Genomic DNA, 15975 nt, shown 5'->3' on the forward strand with positions numbered 1-15975 from the left:
ATCCATGTTAGGGGCTGTTGACCGTGGCCTGACTCGGCGCTCGGTCAATCGAGCGCCTCGGCCGCCAGAACGATCAGCTCGACGCACGCCGGCACCGGGATCGTCGTGCTGTCGACAACAAGGTGATATCGACAGGGATCAGCGGGATCGGCCCGGTAGAAGTGCCGCACGTACGCGCTGCGGGCCCGGTCGTTGTCCTCGATGATCCGGCGGGCCTCACGCTCGCTGAGCTCGCCCAGCGTGGCCGTCTGCCGGACGCGGCGCTGGAGCGGGGCGTCGAGCCTGACGTGCAGCGCGCCCGGATGATCGGCCAGCACCACCGCGCCGGCCCTGCCCAGGAACACGCCGCCCTGGTTGCGGGCCATCTCTGTCAGCATGCGCTCCGTGCGCCGGACGAACTCCTCGGGAGCGAGCGGCATCGCACCCGGGACGTACATGTCCACGCCGCCGAACGTGACCGTCGGCAGCCGCACGGCGCCCGAGAACAGCCGGGCCAGGCCGTGCTCGGCCCGGTCGTCGTAGGCCAGCGCCTCCTCCAGTGAGCAGCCCAGCTCCTCGGCCACGGCGCTGGGGATCGCGCGGTCGACGAAGGGCACACCGAGCCGCTCGGCGACGGCCGGGCCAATCTGGCTGCCGGCCGTGCCGTATGTCGCCGATATGGTGACGACCCGCATATCTCCAGGTTAGAACAGAGCGCTGGCCAAAGCTCTGCGCGCTTTCGCCAAAGATGGGTCTTCTGCGGGCAACGCTTCGAACAGGCCGAGCAGGTGCTTCCTGGCCTTGTCGCGATCGTCGCCCGAGGTGCGCTTGACCACGGCGATGACGCGGGCGAACGCCTCGTCCACCGCGCCGGACAACATCTCCAGGTCGGCGGCGAGCAGCTGCGCGTCGATGTCGGACGGGTCCTGGGCGCGCCGCTGCACGTCGGCCGGGTCGGCCTCGGCCGTGCGCTTGATCAGGTTGACCCCCGCGAGCCCCATCTTGGCGTCCTCGTCGCCCGGCGCGCGGGCCAGCAGCCGCTGGTAGGCCGCGATCGCCGCGTCGAAGTCGCCCCGGTCGATGGCCTGCTCGGCCGCCACCATGTCGGGGTCGGCCGGCGGCCCCGCGGGCTCCTCCTGCCCGTCCTGCTCGGCGCCGGGCGGCCGGGCGCCCGGGTTGGCCTGGTAGAACTGCTCGACCGCGCCCATCAGCTCGTCGAGCCAGCGGCGCACCTCCTGCTCGGGCAGCACCTGCTGGAAGCCGGTGACGGCCTGCCCCTGGAAGATCGCCAGCACCGTCGGCACCGCCTGCACGCGCAGCGCCTGCGCGATCTGCGGGCTGGCGTCGACGTTGACCTTGGCCAGGACGACCCTGCCGCCGAGGTCGCCGACGACCTTCTCCAGCACCGGGCTGAGCTGGGCGCTGCCGGGCGCCCTGGGCGACCAGAGGTCGAGAACCACCGGCACGGTCATGGACCGGTCGATGACGTCGGTCGTGAACGTCTCCTCGGTCACGTCGACGACGGAGGCCGACGAGGCCGCCTGGGGACCTGCCGCCTCCCGCCGGGCCTGCGCCTCCAGAGCCTGCTTGCGCGCGCCCAGGTCCACCGCTCCGTAGAGGGACCCGGGTCTAGAGAAGTCCGCCATGCCCTTCATCTTGCCGCATGGACGAGGCCGGGAAGTCACCCGCCGCCACCCTGAGGGTGCGCAACTGGTCGAACATCTGGTGGAGTTCGTCCTCGGCGTACATCGTGAGGCCGAACTCGGCGGCCATCAGGTCGGCGGTGGCCCGCCGTACGACGTCGCGGCCCGCCTCGGTGATCTCGGCCAGCACGCCGCGGCCGTCGCGCGGATTGGGCAGCCGGCGGACGAACCCGGACTTCTCCAGCCTGTCCACCGTGTTCGTGACGCTGGTGGGGTGAACCATGAGACGTTCCCCGATCTTGGACAGGGGCAGCGCGCCGGTCTTACTGAAGGTCAACAGGACCAATCCCTCGTATCTCGCGAAGGTCAAGTCGTATGGCTTCAGGAGCGAGTCAAGTTGCGACAGCAGGATCTGATGCGCTCTCATGATCGAGGTAACGGCCGCCATGGCGGCGGAGGGCCCGAAGTGAGCACGCCAGCTCTCCGCGGCGCGGTCGATCGGGTCGAACGGCAGGTTGAGCGGCTTCGGCTGCGACACAGCGCTACGGTAGCGCGCCTCTCGTCCCGGTTCGTCTGGTCACTCTCTGCGACAGGCTTCTTCGCTTGACCAAGAATCCGGACATCAATCATCACGCTCAGTTATGGTTCTCCTACGTATGGTGACGCGGATGCCAAGTCCAGCGGCCGTGGGGACGGCCGGGACCGCGCGTGTTCCGCATCACCGAGGGGCACGGGGGGTGCGCTTGATGAACTTCAACGGGGAAAAGGGTGCGTGAGCACGCGGGCGTTTCACGAGAGGAGCTGAAGCACAGCGCGGCCGTCACGGTTGCCGTGCTGCTGGCTGTCGGCCTGTTCGCGGCGTGGAACGTCCTGATTCCAGGCGTGGACGCGTGGGAGAACATCGTGGCCGCGGTCATCGGATCGCTCCGGCTGACCGGGCCGGTGGCGGCGGCCTTCGCCGCCTGGGTGGCGCTGCGCAAGCGCCGGGCGCTGCGCGGGCGCTCGCTCACGACGTGGCGGGCGCTCAAGGCGCCGCTGGCGATCGTGATGGTGGTCGTGGGCTCGTTCGGGGCCACGGTGCTGGTGCTGGCCGTCAAGACGGTGCTCACCGACCAGGCGGGCAGGCTGAGCCTGACCGGGCTGGCCATGGGCATGGCGGGGCTGGCGTTGTACTCGGTGATCGGGTGGGTGGCCGGCTGGGTGCTGCCGCGGCCGTTCACCCCGCCGCTGGCCGGGCTGGCCTGCTACGGGCTGTTCTCGTGGCTGGCCGACGACCGCGGGTGGGCCGACAAGCTGGCGCCGGGCACAGGGGAGCCGTACGACCTGTTCCAGGGGCTGAACGGGGCGCCGTTCTTCGACCAGACGATCTGGCTGCTCGGCATCACGGCGGCGCTGCTGCTCGGCTGGGCGGCGCTGGTCACCAGGCAGGCCCTGGTGCTGGCGTGCGCGCTGCTGGCAGTGCTGGCCGCGGGGATGGGCGTGTCGCGGGTGCTGGCCCAGCCGAAGCCGGCCGCGGCCGTGGACATCGCCTACACCTGCCAGGAGTGGCCGATCACGGTCTGCGTGCACCCGGGGATGCAGGCGGGGCTGACCGAGCTGGGGGCGGCGTTCACACAGATCGCCTCGCGGCTCGCCGGGACCCCCGCCGCGTTCACGCGGGTGGAGCAGCGCCCGCTGGACGACCCGCTGAAGCCGTCGAACGGGCTCGCGCCGGTGCACGTGCCGGACCTGTCCGCCGGGTTCGCGGAGGAGGCGGCGCACGAGTACATCGAGGCGCTGGCCCCCAGGTGCCAGAGCGCGGTCACGGAGGGTTACCGGCAGATCGTGGTGGCCTGGCTGCGCGGTGAGCCGCTGCCCGGCACGCCGCTGCCCGAGCACCACTACGCGACGACGTCGTTCTCCTCGTGGAGCGAGCACCAGCGCAGGGAGTGGCTGCGCATGTTCTACAGCGACTTCCAGGGTTGCCGGCTGTCGAGCACGCACTTCGGCGGCGGCCCCTCGCACGCGCAGGTGGCGCCGCAGGCGCGGTCCATGCCCGAGCAGAGCCACGTCTACCCGGTGTACCCGGGGCCCGGTGGCACCACGTCGGTCAGCTCCGCGCCGGGCACGCCGGTGTCGGGCTCCGCGCCGGCACAGCCCCTGGAAGCCGCCGCCGACCGGTGGACTCCCGACACGTCGGGGGTGAGCTGGCCGGTGTTCGATCCCGGGCCGCAGGAGGCCGTCCCGGCGCAGGCCGCCGGGGAGGCCCCGCCGGAACAGGCGCCGGCACGGGGGCCCGCGCAGGAGTCGGGTCAAGGGCCGGCGCAGGCGGAGCCTCAGGACTCCGAGCAGGCACAGGCTCCCGAAACCGCGGGGGCGGCCGAGCAGGCCCCCGCCTCCCACGAGCACCCGGCGCGCGGTCCGCAAGGAAACGGCCACGGTTGGGGAGCGAAGATGTCACCAAAGGGCTGGCACTGATGATCGCCTGACGGGTAGTCATGCTCGCATGACGACTTCCCAAACGGCGTCGCCCGAGGTGACCCCCGGGCGGCGCCGCCGGTGGCGATATCTGGCGGGCCTCCTGGTGCTGGCGGTCCTGCTCGTCGTGGGCGGCCGGCTGGCCTGGTCCTGGGTCAACCCGCTGGGCGAGCAGAGCATCGACCGCAGCCAGCCGGTGCTCCTGCAGTCCATCAAGGACCTGAGCCGGTTCGAGGCCGCGACGGGGACCTTCCAGGTGGTCGTGGACCTGGAGAAGGACGCCAACTTCCTGCCCGACGCGATCAAGGGCACCCGCACGCTGTTCGTGGGGGCGGGCGGGGTGGACGCCTACGTGGACTTCTCCGGTCTGGCGGCGAACGGTGTGACCGTCTCGGAGGACCGCACCCAGGCGACCGTACTGGTGCCGCGCGCCCAGCTCGAGAAACCGAACCTCGACAACAGCCGCTCCTACGTCTTCGCCCAGCAGCGCGGCCTGTTCGACCGGGTGAGCGACTTCCTGTCGGGCTCCCCCACCGACCAGCGGGAGCTCTACCTCCTGGCCGAGAAGAAGATCACCGAGGCCGCCGTGGCCAGCGACCTGCGGGCCAGGGCCGACGCCAACACCAAGGCCATGCTGTCGGGCATGCTGAAATCGCTCGGCTTCACCAAGGTCACGGTCAAGTTCACCGACGAGCCCTAAGCACCCTCACCTGCGCCTTAGTCATCCGGTGCGCCCGCCTAAGTACCTCCCTATCTGCGCTTATGCCGAGAGATAAGGCATACGCCCGATGTGCCGGAGGGGGCCTTAGGACGAACCTTGAGAGTGCAGGGAACGAGACAAGGGAGCAGTCGGATGAACGCCGAACTCGAATACTCCGTGATGCAGCACCACGCGGCCGAGCTGCGCCAGGCCGCGGCCGAGCAGCGGCGCGTACGCGAGGCGAGCAAGAGCCGGCCGGCCGAGCGCCGTAACCGCTCGGTCCTCGCCCGGTTCCTCGTCTCATGACCGCCCACAAGCAGCCCGGCCGCATCCTCCCTCGCGGCCGGGCTGAAACGCCCCCTTAGGGGGGCTACGGCGCCCTGGCCCGAATCCTGGTCGAGCCGGCGGCACGACGCCACGAGGCCCCGGTCCATTCCTGGTCGGACCGGGGCCTCGCGCTGTCCGCACCAGGATCGCGGCCGGCCCTCGCGCCCGCCCGGGCCGGCGTCACGGCCGACCCTCGCGCCCGCCCGGACCAGCGTCACGGCCGGCTCTCACGCCCGCCCGGACAGGATGGCGGGCGCGCCGGCGGCTCAGAGGGGCTCGCGCTGCACGCCCTGATCGCTGGGCGCGGGCGCCGCGCTGGCGTGCCCCGCCGGCATCTCGATCCGCCAGCTCGCCCGGGAGGCGGGGCCGAGGCCGAGGTAGCGGCCGGAGCGCCGATGCCATGCGCACGCCCCGGCCTGCCAGTCCCGCAGGCCCTGGACGTACCGGGCGATCCTGCCCCGTTCCTCCGGATCCAGCCCGCACTCCTCCACCAGCGGCGGCAGCTCCGTCAGCACCGCGCTCTCGAACTGCCGCAACCGGGACGTCCGCAGGTCGTTCACCCGGTCGGCGGCCTCCTGCGCCCCGCAGCCCAGGAACCGCCGCAGCACCACCACCCCGTTGTCGTGCGCCCCTTCCTCGACGGCCTCCCGCCGGTAGGAGTAGAGGTCGTTGAGCAGGTGCACCCCGTCCGAGAACGTGTCGCGCAGCACCCTGACCGGCCGCGTGCCCGCGACCTTCTCGGGCACCTCGGCGCCGGCGACCCGCTCGACGAGATCCGCGACCCACGGGGCACCCCCGCAGACGCGGCGCAGGCGGATGTGCTCGATGGGCTTGAGGACACGGCCGTTCCTGGCGTTCTCCAGCTCGCGCAGGCAGCCCTGCATGAGCCCCTGCGTGCCGGCGGCGAACCTGCGCCGCCATCCTGGGGAGGCCCCGGCGAACGTACGGGGCCAGAGGTCGGCGAGCCCGCGCTCGGCCGGGTTCGCCGGGCGCGGCGTGCGCGGGGAGCCCGGCGGGGTGAAGCGACGCAGCCGGTGGAGGTACGCCTTCGCCTGCCGGTAGGCGCCCGGCCGCCTGAACACCTGGGTGAAGTGGTCGCCGAACCAGCACGCCCAGACGTACCAGTCGGAGGCCAGCCGCAGCTCCGCAGGGGCGGCGTCCGGATGGCCGTACGCGGCCAGCAGCGGGATCGCCATGGACACGAACCGGTCCTCGTCCCAGACCCGCACCCCTCGCCCGTCCACGAAGTCGAGCAGGCCCGTCGTCCTGGCCCAGGTCGTGGAGTGGGCGTGCGCGGCGTCGGCGTGCGGGCTGAGGCGGGCAGGAGCGGGCTGGTACGGGACGGGGAGGACGAACGGATCATCACGGGGCATGGGGGATCCTCCGCTCCAACAGGTGCTCTCGACGAGAGCGGATGACCTCTGCCAGGAGGGCGAGGCTGGTGGAGTCGACGCTCTTACTGTGGCGCTTGGGCCTTTTCTGGTCGGCGTGATTCCATTATGCGCACGCTCCGTAATCGCTGAATACTGTCCGTGACGGCTCTTTGGTGTGACTACTCCACGGCGCCTGACCGCGTCAGAAGGTCCCGGTACCAGCCGTCGAACGGGCGGTCGGTCGCCGGATAGCTGGCCAGCGGGTCGGTGGCGTTGCCCGCCGAGTTGAAGCCCCAGCCGCGGGCCAGCTTCCCCGCCCGCAGCGCCGCCGTGAGGAACGAGGACTGGCCCGCCGGCGCCGCGTGGAACAGCGCCCCCTGCTGGAGCTCCGCGCCATCCCCCTGCTGGAACTCGCCGAAGACGATCTGCCGGTAGCGGACGCGGTCCCCGGCGTGCCTGTCGGTGTCGACGCGCAGCGTCTGCGCGGGTGTGGGGCCGTCGGCGCCGGTCCACACGCGTACGCGGGCCGTGCCGCTGGCCGAGGTGGTCTTGTCGTGGCGGGCGTCGGAGGTCCTGGCGTTGCCGCTCCACGAGACCGACATGGCGCCGGCGTCGAGCACGCCGCCCCACTCCCAGTTCTGGCTGGAGCTCTGGCTGCGGTGGATCTCGCGCAGCCGCGTGCCGGCCGGGTCGGTGAACCTGATCGTGGGCAGGACGCCGTCGTCGTACTTGCGGCTGGCCGACCAGGTGATCTCGCCGTCGGCGCCGAGCCGGCCGACGCGGTACCACAGCGTGGTCGCGGTCTGGGACTGGTGGACCTCGACCAGGTCGCCGTGGTCGTTCAGCGCGACGGCGGGGGTGACGCCGCTGTCGTACCTGCCGTGGCGCAGCCAGGTGACGCGGCCGTCGGCGCCGTACGCGCCGGTCCAGTACCACAGGTCGCCCGAGCCCGAGTCGTGCACCTCCACCACCTGGCCGCGGCCGTTGATCGCGACGGCCGGGTTGTGGCCGAGGTCGCGCCGGTACGCGCTGCGGGTCCTCCCGTCGCCGGAGATCACCGCGAGGACGCGGCCACGCAGCTCGTCCACCGTCGGCGGGCTCGCCGGGTACTCCTCGGCCCGGTACAACCGTGCGCCGAAGGCGGAGGTGAGCTGCTGGTTGAGCGCGGCCAGGTTGCCCGCGGCGTACGAGGTGTTGTCGGTCAGGTCGTCCTTGACGTCCAGGGCGACGACGATCGGCGCGGCGGTGGGATGCCGCGCGGACCAGGCGTCGATGACGCCGAGCCAGTCGCGCAGCAGGTTCGAGGCGGGGTTTCCGGCGTGGTCGACCTGGTTCCCCGGGGAGTCGTGGCCGACGGCGTAGTCGCGGGAGGTGGCGTAGCCGTTGTCGTGGATGTCGAGCTCGATGAAGCGGATGCCGTGGTCGAGCTGGTAGGCGATCGAGTTCCTGGCGCCGCCGAGGTTGCCCGAGTAGCTGTTGTGGGTGGCGCGGAAGACCGCCGAGGGTAACGGGACGTCTGCCGTCGTGTTGATGTTTCCGCTGGTCAGCAGCGTTGATGCGGCGAGGGCGAGCGCGGCGGGAATGGCTCCGATGTGAGGCACTCCCTGATCTTCATATCGGGGACCTCTGCCGACAATACGGTCACGTGAGTTCGTTTGCCGGTGTTCACCTGACGGCCGCCATGCCGCCGTCCTCCCCCGGCTCGCGCAGCGCCGCCCCGTACAGGGGAGCCCAGCGAGGTCGCCCGAGCCGCCCGCGCGTACCTGCGTCCGTTCACATTGTGCTCACGGGCGCTGAAGGCCGATGATGCCGGTATGCGCAAGCGGGTGCTGGTGTGGGGCGGGGCCGCGGTCGCGGTGGTGGCAGCGGCGGCGTTGATCTACTCCTTCGTACGGGTCGGCCTCGACAACGCCGACAAGCTGGCGAGCGTGATCGGGCTCTTCTTCACCGTGGCCGGGCTGGGGGTCGCGATCCACGGCCTGCGCAGCCGTCCGGCGCCGGCGAACGACGAGCCCGAGCGGGCCCCCGGGCCCGGGGTGACGGCGTCGGGGCCGGGGTCGGTCGCCATCGGGGGCGACAACTCAGGCATCATCTCCACGGGCGACGGCGCGACCAACATCCACATGCGTGCCGAGGCGTCCGGGCAGGGACGCGTCTACCAGGCCGGCGGTGACCAGACGATCAACGAGGATCGGCGGCCGTAGCCGGCGGTCTCACGTCTGGCCGCCGGGGCCCCGCCGAGCTTCCAGCGCGTCCAGGATCAGGTCCAGGCCGTAGCCGAACTCGCTGGTGTAGTCGTAGCCCGGCCGCATGGCGTGGTCGACGATCATCTCGGTGAGGTACGGCAGCTCGTCCGCCGGCAGGTGCTCCAGGATGTTGCCCGCCACCTCCTCGACGTCGTGCGGCGTCATCACCGGCAGGTTGGCCTCCTGGAGGACGAACCCGCCGATGTAGCTGTCGATGAGCGAGACGGCGTGCGCGGCCATCGGCAGCGTGAACCCGGCCCTGCGCAGGACGCCGAGGACGGCGTCGTGGTGGCGCAGCGTGGCCGGCCCGGGATCGCGGCGGGAGTCCATGAGGCCGAGGGCCCAGTTGTGCCGCGACAGCACCTCACGGGCGGAGAAGGCACGTGCGCGGATCGCCTCCCGCCAGTCGCCGTGCTCGGCGCCGGGCAGCTCGATCGCCGCGAACACCATGTCGACCACGCCGTCGAGGATCGCGTCCTTGTTCGGCACGTGGTGGTAGAGGGACATCGCCTCCACGCCCAGCTCCTGCGCCACCTTGCGCATCGTGATCGCCTCCGCCCCACCGCGGTCCGCGACCCGGATCGCCGCTTCGAGCACGAGATCCCTGCTGAGCGGTTGCGATGGTGGTGACACGACGGCTCCGGCGGATTAGGCGATTGACAACCTTACGAGCGTAAGCCAGTCTTACACATGTAAGTCACCTTACGCGCGTAAGAGGAGGGGATCGCGATGCCGATGCCGAGATGGTGGGGGCACGTGAACAAGCGGGTGTTCAACCCCCTCACGCTCGCCGCCGGGAAGTCGCCGGTGCTGATCCACGTCGGGCGCGTCTCCGGCGCGACGTACCGCACCCCTCTCGACGCGCATCCCGTCGCGGGGGGCTACCTGTTCGTGCTGGTGTACGGGTCGGGCTCGGACTGGGTGCGGAACGTGCTGGCGGCCGATGGGGCGCGGCTCAGGGTCGGCGGGCGGGAGGTGGAGCTCACCTCGCCGCGGGTCATCGGGAAGGACGAGGCGTTCCGGGCGCTGCCCGACGAGGTGGCCCGGCCGCCGAGAGTGCTGCGGATCACCGAGTTCCTTCGCATGGACCTGGCCGCGGGCTGAGAACGGGTGCCCCGCGCGCCGCAGGCACCTTGATCAAGCGCCTGCGGCCCGCGGCACGGAGCGTCAGGACCTGGGGACGGTGATGAGGAGGGCGTCGCCCTGGCCGCCGCCTCCGCACAGACCCGCCGCGCCCAGCCCTCCGCCCCGCCGCTTCAGCTCGTACGCCAGCGTCAGCACGATCCTGGCCCCCGACGCCCCGATCGGGTGCCCCAGGGCGATGCCGCCGCCGTTGACGTTGACCTTGTCCAGCGGCACGCCCAGCTCCTTGGCCGACTGCAGCACCACGCTGGCGAACGCCTCGTTGATCTCCACCAGGTCCAGGTCGGCCGCCGTCACGCCCTGCTTGGACATCGCGTGCTTGATGGCGTTGGCCGGCTGCGACTGCAGGGACGCGTCGGGGCCGGCGACGTTGCCGTGGCGGCCGATCTCCGCCAGCCAGGGCAGGCCGAGCTCCTCCGCCTTCGCCTTGGACATGACGACCACCGCGCAGGCGCCGTCGGAGATCTGGGAGGCCGAGCCGGCCGTGATGGTGCCGTCGGCGGCGAAGGCGGGGCGCAGCTTGGCGAGGGTTTCCGCCGTGGTGTCGCCGCGTACGCCCTCGTCCTCCTTGACGACCAGCGGCTCGCCGCGGCGCTGCGGGATCTCCACGGGGACGATCTCTTCCTCGAAGACGCCGTTCTTGACGGCGGCGGCGGCGAGCTGGTGGGAGCGGGCCGACAGGGCGTCCTGCTCCTCGCGGCCGATGCCGAGGCGGCTGTTGTGGCGCTCGGTCGACTCGCCCATCGCGCACTGGTCGAAGGCGCAGAACAGGCCGTCGTGCGCCATCGAGTCGACCACCTGCGAGCCGCCGTACTTGACGCCCTTGCGCAGGCCGGGCAGCAGGTGGGGGGCGTTGGTCATGGACTCCATGCCGCCGGCCACCACGATCTCGAACTCGCCGGCCCTGATGAGCTGGTCGGCCAGGGCGATGGCGTCGAGGCCCGACAGGCAGACCTTGTTGATGGTGATCGAGGGGACGGTCATGGGGATGCCGGCCTTGACGGCGGCCTGGCGGGAGGGGATCTGCCCGGCGCCGGCCTGGAGGACCTGGCCCATGATGACGTACTCGACGGCCTCGGGCGCGACCCCGGCCCGCTGCAGGGCGGCCTTGATCGCGATGCCGCCGAGCTCGACGGCCGGGAGGCCGGACAGGGAGCCGAGGAGCTTTCCGATGGGGGTGCGAGCTCCGGCGACGATGACGGAACTGGACATGACAACGGCCTCCTGTGCTCGCGCGTCCGGTCTTTTGACACGATACCCACGAGTACGACGTCGCTCGCCATGGAGGTAGGCCACACATGTTCATGCGGATCGACCACATCGGGATCGCCTGTCGTGACCTTGAGGAGAAGATCGAGCTCTTCTCCCGCACGTTCGAGCTCACGGTCGTGGCCAGGGAGGTCAACGAGGAGCAGGGCGTCAAGGAGGCGATGCTGCACATCGCCGACGGCGAAGGCGGGGGCTCCTACATTCAGCTCCTGGAGCCTCTCTCCGACGACTCGCCTGTGGGAAAATTCCTGGCGAAGCGGGGCGAAGGCGTCCATCACGTGGCGTTCGGGGTTCCGGACGTCGAGGAGGCCATGGCCAGGATCGGCGAGAAGGGTGTGAGGCTGCTGGACGAGCGCCCCCGCCACGGCTCGATGGGGTCGCAGATCGCGTTCCTGCACCCCAAGGATGTGGGCGGGATGCTGACAGAGCTGGTCCAAGCGGCCAAGCATTAACAAACCCCCACAAAACGTAAAAAACGTTCATATGTAACTAGTCACGCATAAAGATGGACGGGGCTTCGCAGGTGGCACCAGCGGAGTACGCTTGACCTTCCACCGGACATGGGGCCTGCCGAGAGGCACAGGCTCCTGGTACGGATGCCCCGAACCCCCCGTCCGGCCCGTGTAGCCGTCTCGACAACCCAGGATCGAGCCTCCATGCAGTCCGACATCGACGCCCAGCTCAACAACTTCTTCGAGGACGCCCCCGCACGCGAGTTCGACGTGGTGCTCCGGGGTTACGACCGGCATCAGGTCCACGATCACCTCAAGCAGCTCGACGGGGAGCTACGCCAGGCCCGCGAGCAGGTTGCCAGCCTCCAGCGCGACCTGTCCGACTCCCAGCGCCAGTTGCAGGAGCAGGAGCGCCCCACCTACTCCGGTCTGGGCGCCCGCATCGAGCAGCTGCTCCGGCTGGCCGAGGAGCAGGCGACCGAGCTCGTCCAGGCCGCCAGGTCCGAGGCGAACGAGATCAAGGCCGCCGCCAAGGTCGAGGCGGCCGACGTGCGCGCCGCCGCCGAGGCCGAGGCCGCCGAGAAGCGCGCCCAGGCCACGCGCGAGAGCGACGAGATGCGGACGACTGCCGAGCGGGAGGCCGAGGACATCCGCTCGACCGCGCGCCGCGAGGCCGACGAGCTGACCAACACCACCGAGCGGGAGGCCGCCAAGCTGCGCGCCACCGCCGACCACGAGGTGGCGGAGAAGCGGGCCGACGCCGAGCGGGAGATCGCCAAGCTGCGCACCACCACCGAGCGCGAGGTGGCGCAGCTGCGCGCGTCCACCAAGCGCGAGCGTGACGAGGTGCTGACCACCGCCAAGCGGCAGGCCGACGAGATGCGCGCGCAGGCGCAGCGGGTGCTGGAGGAGTCGGAGGCCAAGCGGGCGCAGGACGAGGCGGAGTTCGAGATCCAGCTCGCCTCCCGCCGCGAGGAGGCCGAGCGCCAGGAGGCCGAGCGCCACGCCACCGCCCAGGCCGCCACGCAGAAGCTGGTCGCCGAGGCCGAGCAGCGCGCCGCCACCGCCGAGTCGCGGGCCACGAAGGCCACGCAGCAGGCCGAGCAGACCCGCCGCGAGGCCGATCTGCACGCCAAGCAGCTCGTCGCGAACGCCCGCAAGAGCGCCGAGACCATCGTGGCCGACGCCAAGTCGAGCGCCGAGACGATCGTCACCGAGGCGAAGAACGAGGCCGAGCGCACCCGTACGGCGATGCAGCGCCAGGTCGACGAGCTCACCCGCCAGCGTGACAGCATCACCAGCCACCTGGCCCAGCTCCGCCAGCTCCTCGGCGGCGCCGCCCTGCCGGGCATGGAGCCGGAGCCCGCGGTCACCGCGGCCCCGCCGAAGCCCGCGCTCGCCGCGCCCGCTGCGGCCGAGTCGATCGCCCCGGCCACGACCCCCGCGCCCAAGGTGGAGGTCAAGAAGGCCGACGACGACGCGGAGTGGTGGCAGGAGTAACGCCGGCGATCACGACACGGGGCTGAACGACGGCTGGGGAGAGCCTGGCGGCCGAATGGTCGCTAGGCTCTCTCTTTGCCGTCGGGCGTGTACGAAGTGGTACGAGTCCGTCATGCTGTGTTGCCGATCCCCCTGGAGTGTCCCCCTTGTCCGCAGACGTCGAGCCGGCGACCACGCAGGAAGAAGACCGCCCCCAGGAGCCCGAGGCCCCGGAGAAGGCACGGGAGAAAGCCCAGGGGAAGGCACAGGGGAAGGCGCAGGACGAGGCCGGCCCCGGGTCGTACGGGCTGCCCGGCAAGCCGCTCGCCCGCGGCCCCTTCCTCTTCGGCCTGGTCGGCGGCCTGGGTGTGCTGACGGCGATCGCGCTGGCCCAGATGATCGTGGCCTCGCTGAGCACGATCATCCTGATCGTCGTGGCGATGTTCCTGGCGGTCGGCCTGAACCCGGCCGTCGAGGCCCTCCACCGGCGCGGTCTGGCCAGGCGGGGCGCGATCTCGATCGTGTTCGCCGGGGTCATCGTGGCGTTCGCGCTGTTCGGGCTGGCGATCGTGCCGCCGGTCAGCAAGCAGCTCACCGAGTTCATCGACGCGGTGCCGGGCTACCTCACGGAGCTGAGCAACCATCCGACGCTGCGCCAGCTCGACCAGGACTACCAGATCCTCCCGCAAATCAGGACGTTCGTGACGGGCACGCTGGGGCCGTCGCTGGCGACCGGCATCATGGGCGCGGGGCTGGTGGTGCTCAACGGCGTGTTCACCACGGTGACGCTGCTGGTGCTCATGCTGTACTTCCTCGGCTCGCTGCACACGATCAAGGACTACCTGCTCAAGCTCGTACCGTCCTCGCGCAGGACGCGGACGCGCGCGATCACGGAGGAGATCCTCCGCGGCATCGGCGGGTACGTGGCGGGCAACGTGCTCATCTCGGTCATCGCGGGCGTGGTGACGTGGATCTTCCTGTCGATCGCGGGCGTGCAGTACGCGCTCGCGCTCGCCCTGGTCGTGGCGCTGACGGACCTGATCCCGCTGGTGGGCGCGACGATCGGCGCGGTGCTGGTGACCGCGGTCGCGCTGCTCGACTCGTGGCCCGCCGGGATCGCGTGCGCCATCTTCTTCGTGGCCTACCAGCAGGTCGAGAACTACCTCATCTACCCCAGGGTGATGAAGCACTCGGTGAACGTGACGCCGGCGGTGACGGTGATCGCCGCGCTGTTCGGCGGCGCGCTGCTCGGCATCGTCGGCGCCCTGCTGGCCATCCCGGTGGCCGCGGCGATCGCGCTGATCATCCGCGAGCTGGTGCTCCCGCACCAGGACCAGGTGTGACCTCCTCGCGGTGACCCGGCAAGCCGGCGCTTCCCCGCTCAGGCCGGGGGTGACCTCCTCGCACTGACCCGCGGGCCGATGCCGCCCCGGCGGCATCGGGCCCCGGACTACCTCCGCACCCCGCCGAGCTCGGTCTCGAGGAACCCGATCACGGCCGTGTTGAACGCCTCCGGCTGCTCGACCGCGCTGAGGTGCCCCGCCTTCGGGATGATCTCCACCTTGCCCTCCGGCACGGCCTGCGCCATCGCGTCGGCGTCGGAAGGCGGTGACAGCTCGTCCTCCTCCCCCACGATGATCAGCAGCGGCACCTTGAGCCCGTTCAGCGTCTCGAACGAGTCGGGCCTGGCGGCCATGGCCCGCTGGGCCCAGGCCACCGCGCCGGGCGGCGCGGACTGCACCAGCCCCTTGACCCGGCCGACCACCATGGCCCGCCGCTCCCTGGTGGTCCGCCCGATGAGCGCGGGCAGCACCTCGGTGACCAGCACCTCGCTGCCACCGGACAGCACGGCCTGCGCGATGCGCTCCCTGTTGTCCCGCGCCGCCGGCGGGTCCGCGCCGGCCTTGGTGTCGGCCAGGATCACCCCGAGCACCCGGTCGGGGTGCCGGCGGCAGAACGCCATGGTCACGTAACCGCCCATCGACAGCCCGCCGACGACCGCCCTGTCGATGCCCTCCTCGTCGAGCAGCCTGGCGACGTCGTCGGCCATCAGGTCCAGCGAGGGCTCGTCCTCGCCCAGCCGCGACCCGCCGAAGCCGCGCAGGTCCGGGGTGATGACCCGGCAGACCTTGGCCAGCCCTTCCCGCTGCGCCAGCCACATGGCCGACGACAGCGGGAACGCGTGAAGCAGCACAACCGGGATCCCGGTCCCGGCAGATCTCGTGTAGAGCTGCACGGATCACACGGTAGCCCGGTTCACGGCGACAATCACTCAATGGTTCATGCCGATCGCCCCCGACTATGCCGACAAAAGCCACACTTAGCCAGTGTTCGCCATAAATCTGACATTGCCCGACGAATAATTCGCGCGCACAATCCAGGCACAGCGACGTGCATCCCGAGGTGACAAGGCATGACAGGTCCCACAGGCATGGCAGGCACCCGACCCGCGCTTCCCGACGCCACCAACGCCGATTTCCTCCTCCAGGCGCTGCGCGAGACGAACGCGCGCCGCGACCGCCACCAGGTCCCGCCCCTCGTCATGGACCCGCTCCTGGTCGAGTACGCCAAGACCAGGGCGGCCGAGATCTCCCGGCAGGCCGGGTACGGGCCCGTGCGGGCGGGCACCGGCGAGATCGTGTTCAGGAGCGAGGGCGAGGAGATGAGCGAGGCCGCCGAAGCGGTGGCCGGCTGGTACGCCCAGTGCGCGGGCTACGACTGGGATGATCCGCGCCCCTGCCACTTCAGCCAGCTCGTCTGGAAGGCCAGCAAGGCGATGGGCGCCGCCCGCGTGGCCGGCCAGGGCCAGGCCCACTACGAGACCTACATCGTCTTCGTCTTCGAGCCCCCGGGCAACGTGGACGGCGAGTACGAGGAGAACGTGCCCCCGGCGTGACCAGCCGGCGG

17 protein-coding genes are annotated in these 15975 nt (G+C 71.2%); 9 read left to right on the top strand and 8 right to left on the bottom strand.

All coding sequences use genetic code 11. The annotated features are described in order from the left end of the window. Positions 1-44: 44 nt before the first annotated feature. From AB0I79_RS22075 to AB0I79_RS22085, 3 genes are read right to left on the bottom strand one after another with little or no spacing between them, the layout of a single operon-like run. Positions 45-674 carry a cytidylate kinase-like family protein gene (locus AB0I79_RS22075; protein ID WP_357875706.1) on the bottom strand — a complete coding sequence of 210 codons (630 nt, stop codon included), beginning with the start codon at positions 672-674 and terminating at the stop codon, positions 45-47. A 9-nt stretch (positions 675-683) separates the two neighbouring features. Further along, positions 684-1625: a tetratricopeptide repeat protein gene (locus AB0I79_RS22080; protein WP_357875708.1), complete on the bottom strand. Its 942-nt coding sequence runs from the start codon at positions 1623-1625 to the stop codon at positions 684-686. After that, a complete protein-coding gene (locus tag AB0I79_RS22085) occupies positions 1609-2160 on the bottom strand; it encodes a MarR family transcriptional regulator (RefSeq protein ID WP_357875710.1) in 552 nt (183 codons plus the stop codon). The genes AB0I79_RS22080 and AB0I79_RS22085 overlap by 17 nt, the downstream gene beginning before the upstream one ends. Positions 2161-2390: 230 nt before the next feature. On the opposite strand from AB0I79_RS22085, the gene AB0I79_RS22090 reads away from it, so the two are divergent. The 3 genes from AB0I79_RS22090 to AB0I79_RS22100 all read left to right on the top strand — a co-directional run bounded on the left by AB0I79_RS22090 (position 2391) and on the right by AB0I79_RS22100 (position 5085). Then, positions 2391-4079 carry a hypothetical protein gene (locus tag AB0I79_RS22090; RefSeq protein WP_357875712.1) on the top strand — a complete coding sequence of 563 codons (1689 nt, stop codon included), beginning with the start codon at positions 2391-2393 and terminating at the stop codon, positions 4077-4079. Between the two features lie 28 nt (positions 4080-4107). After that, positions 4108-4779: a DUF4230 domain-containing protein gene (locus AB0I79_RS22095; RefSeq protein ID WP_357875714.1), complete on the top strand. Its 672-nt coding sequence runs from the start codon at positions 4108-4110 to the stop codon at positions 4777-4779. A 153-nt stretch (positions 4780-4932) separates the two neighbouring features. Next, positions 4933-5085 (top strand): hypothetical protein, encoded by a 153-nt coding sequence (locus AB0I79_RS22100; protein ID WP_357875716.1) that lies wholly within the window; start codon positions 4933-4935, stop codon positions 5083-5085. 287 nt (positions 5086-5372) lie between these two features. Here AB0I79_RS22100 and AB0I79_RS22105 read toward each other — a convergent pair whose 3' ends face one another. Together AB0I79_RS22105 and AB0I79_RS22110 are read right to left on the bottom strand one after the other, a co-directional pair. Beyond that, on the bottom strand, positions 5373-6479 hold the full coding sequence (locus AB0I79_RS22105) for a hypothetical protein (RefSeq protein WP_357875718.1): 1107 nt from the start codon (positions 6477-6479) through the stop codon (positions 5373-5375). A gap of 179 nt (positions 6480-6658) precedes the next feature. Beyond that, positions 6659-8080: a hypothetical protein gene (locus AB0I79_RS22110; protein WP_357875720.1), complete on the bottom strand. Its 1422-nt coding sequence runs from the start codon at positions 8078-8080 to the stop codon at positions 6659-6661. A 213-nt stretch (positions 8081-8293) separates the two neighbouring features. Here AB0I79_RS22110 and AB0I79_RS22115 point away from each other — a divergent pair, with 213 nt between their 5' ends. Continuing rightward, positions 8294-8683: a hypothetical protein gene (locus AB0I79_RS22115; protein ID WP_357875722.1), complete on the top strand. Its 390-nt coding sequence runs from the start codon at positions 8294-8296 to the stop codon at positions 8681-8683. 9 nt (positions 8684-8692) lie between these two features. On the opposite strand, the gene AB0I79_RS22120 is transcribed toward AB0I79_RS22115, so the two are convergent. Continuing rightward, positions 8693-9358 (bottom strand): TetR/AcrR family transcriptional regulator, encoded by a 666-nt coding sequence (locus AB0I79_RS22120; RefSeq protein ID WP_357875724.1) that lies wholly within the window; start codon positions 9356-9358, stop codon positions 8693-8695. Positions 9359-9454: 96 nt separating this feature from the next. Between AB0I79_RS22120 and AB0I79_RS22125 the strand changes: the two genes are divergently transcribed. Next, the gene (locus AB0I79_RS22125; protein WP_357875726.1) at positions 9455-9829 is read left to right on the top strand and encodes a nitroreductase family deazaflavin-dependent oxidoreductase; all 375 of its coding nucleotides are present in this window, start codon (positions 9455-9457) and stop codon (positions 9827-9829) included. Between the two features lie 63 nt (positions 9830-9892). Here the strand turns inward: AB0I79_RS22125 and AB0I79_RS22130 are convergent, their stop codons facing one another. Then, entirely contained in the window at positions 9893-11080 is a 1188-nt protein-coding gene (locus AB0I79_RS22130; protein WP_357875728.1) for an acetyl-CoA C-acetyltransferase, read from the bottom strand. A gap of 86 nt (positions 11081-11166) precedes the next feature. On the opposite strand from AB0I79_RS22130, the gene mce reads away from it, so the two are divergent. From mce to AB0I79_RS22145, 3 genes are all read left to right on the top strand, one after another. Further along, positions 11167-11589: a methylmalonyl-CoA epimerase gene (gene mce / locus AB0I79_RS22135; RefSeq protein WP_357875730.1), complete on the top strand. Its 423-nt coding sequence runs from the start codon at positions 11167-11169 to the stop codon at positions 11587-11589. A 204-nt stretch (positions 11590-11793) separates the two neighbouring features. Then, complete coding sequence (locus tag AB0I79_RS22140) at positions 11794-13089, top strand: DivIVA domain-containing protein (RefSeq protein ID WP_357875732.1); 1296 nt, start codon at positions 11794-11796, stop codon at positions 13087-13089. Between the two features lie 146 nt (positions 13090-13235). Next, positions 13236-14411 carry an AI-2E family transporter gene (locus AB0I79_RS22145; RefSeq protein WP_357875734.1) on the top strand — a complete coding sequence of 392 codons (1176 nt, stop codon included), beginning with the start codon at positions 13236-13238 and terminating at the stop codon, positions 14409-14411. Positions 14412-14518: 107 nt separating this feature from the next. Here the strand turns inward: AB0I79_RS22145 and AB0I79_RS22150 are convergent, their stop codons facing one another. Then, positions 14519-15262 (bottom strand): alpha/beta fold hydrolase, encoded by a 744-nt coding sequence (locus AB0I79_RS22150; RefSeq protein WP_357875736.1) that lies wholly within the window; start codon positions 15260-15262, stop codon positions 14519-14521. Positions 15263-15481: 219 nt separating this feature from the next. Here AB0I79_RS22150 and AB0I79_RS22155 point away from each other — a divergent pair, with 219 nt between their 5' ends. Beyond that, positions 15482-15964 carry a CAP domain-containing protein gene (locus tag AB0I79_RS22155; protein ID WP_357875738.1) on the top strand — a complete coding sequence of 161 codons (483 nt, stop codon included), beginning with the start codon at positions 15482-15484 and terminating at the stop codon, positions 15962-15964. Positions 15965-15975: the final 11 nt, after the last annotated feature.

The sequence above is a fragment of the Nonomuraea sp. NPDC050202 genome (assembly GCF_040656115.1).
Lineage (GTDB): Bacteria > Actinomycetota > Actinomycetes > Streptosporangiales > Streptosporangiaceae > Nonomuraea.

What these genes read in the sequence shown, in the direction of transcription:
- AB0I79_RS22075 (WP_357875706.1), bottom strand. Translation starts at nt 674, where the DNA reads ATGCGGGTCGTCACCATATCGGCGACATACGGCACGGCCGGCAGCCAG.
- AB0I79_RS22080 (WP_357875708.1), bottom strand. Translation starts at nt 1,625, where the DNA reads ATGGCGGACTTCTCTAGACCCGGGTCCCTCTACGGAGCGGTGGACCTG.
- AB0I79_RS22095 (WP_357875714.1), top strand. Translation starts at nt 4,108, where the DNA reads ATGACGACTTCCCAAACGGCGTCGCCCGAGGTGACCCCCGGGCGGCGC.
- AB0I79_RS22100 (WP_357875716.1), top strand. Translation starts at nt 4,933, where the DNA reads ATGAACGCCGAACTCGAATACTCCGTGATGCAGCACCACGCGGCCGAG.
- AB0I79_RS22105 (WP_357875718.1), bottom strand. Translation starts at nt 6,479, where the DNA reads ATGCCCCGTGATGATCCGTTCGTCCTCCCCGTCCCGTACCAGCCCGCT.
- AB0I79_RS22115 (WP_357875722.1), top strand. Translation starts at nt 8,294, where the DNA reads ATGCGCAAGCGGGTGCTGGTGTGGGGCGGGGCCGCGGTCGCGGTGGTG.
- AB0I79_RS22125 (WP_357875726.1), top strand. Translation starts at nt 9,455, where the DNA reads ATGCCGATGCCGAGATGGTGGGGGCACGTGAACAAGCGGGTGTTCAAC.
- AB0I79_RS22130 (WP_357875728.1), bottom strand. Translation starts at nt 11,080, where the DNA reads ATGTCCAGTTCCGTCATCGTCGCCGGAGCTCGCACCCCCATCGGAAAG.
- mce (WP_357875730.1), top strand. Translation starts at nt 11,167, where the DNA reads ATGTTCATGCGGATCGACCACATCGGGATCGCCTGTCGTGACCTTGAG.
- AB0I79_RS22140 (WP_357875732.1), top strand. Translation starts at nt 11,794, where the DNA reads ATGCAGTCCGACATCGACGCCCAGCTCAACAACTTCTTCGAGGACGCC.
- AB0I79_RS22155 (WP_357875738.1), top strand. Translation starts at nt 15,482, where the DNA reads ATGACAGGTCCCACAGGCATGGCAGGCACCCGACCCGCGCTTCCCGAC.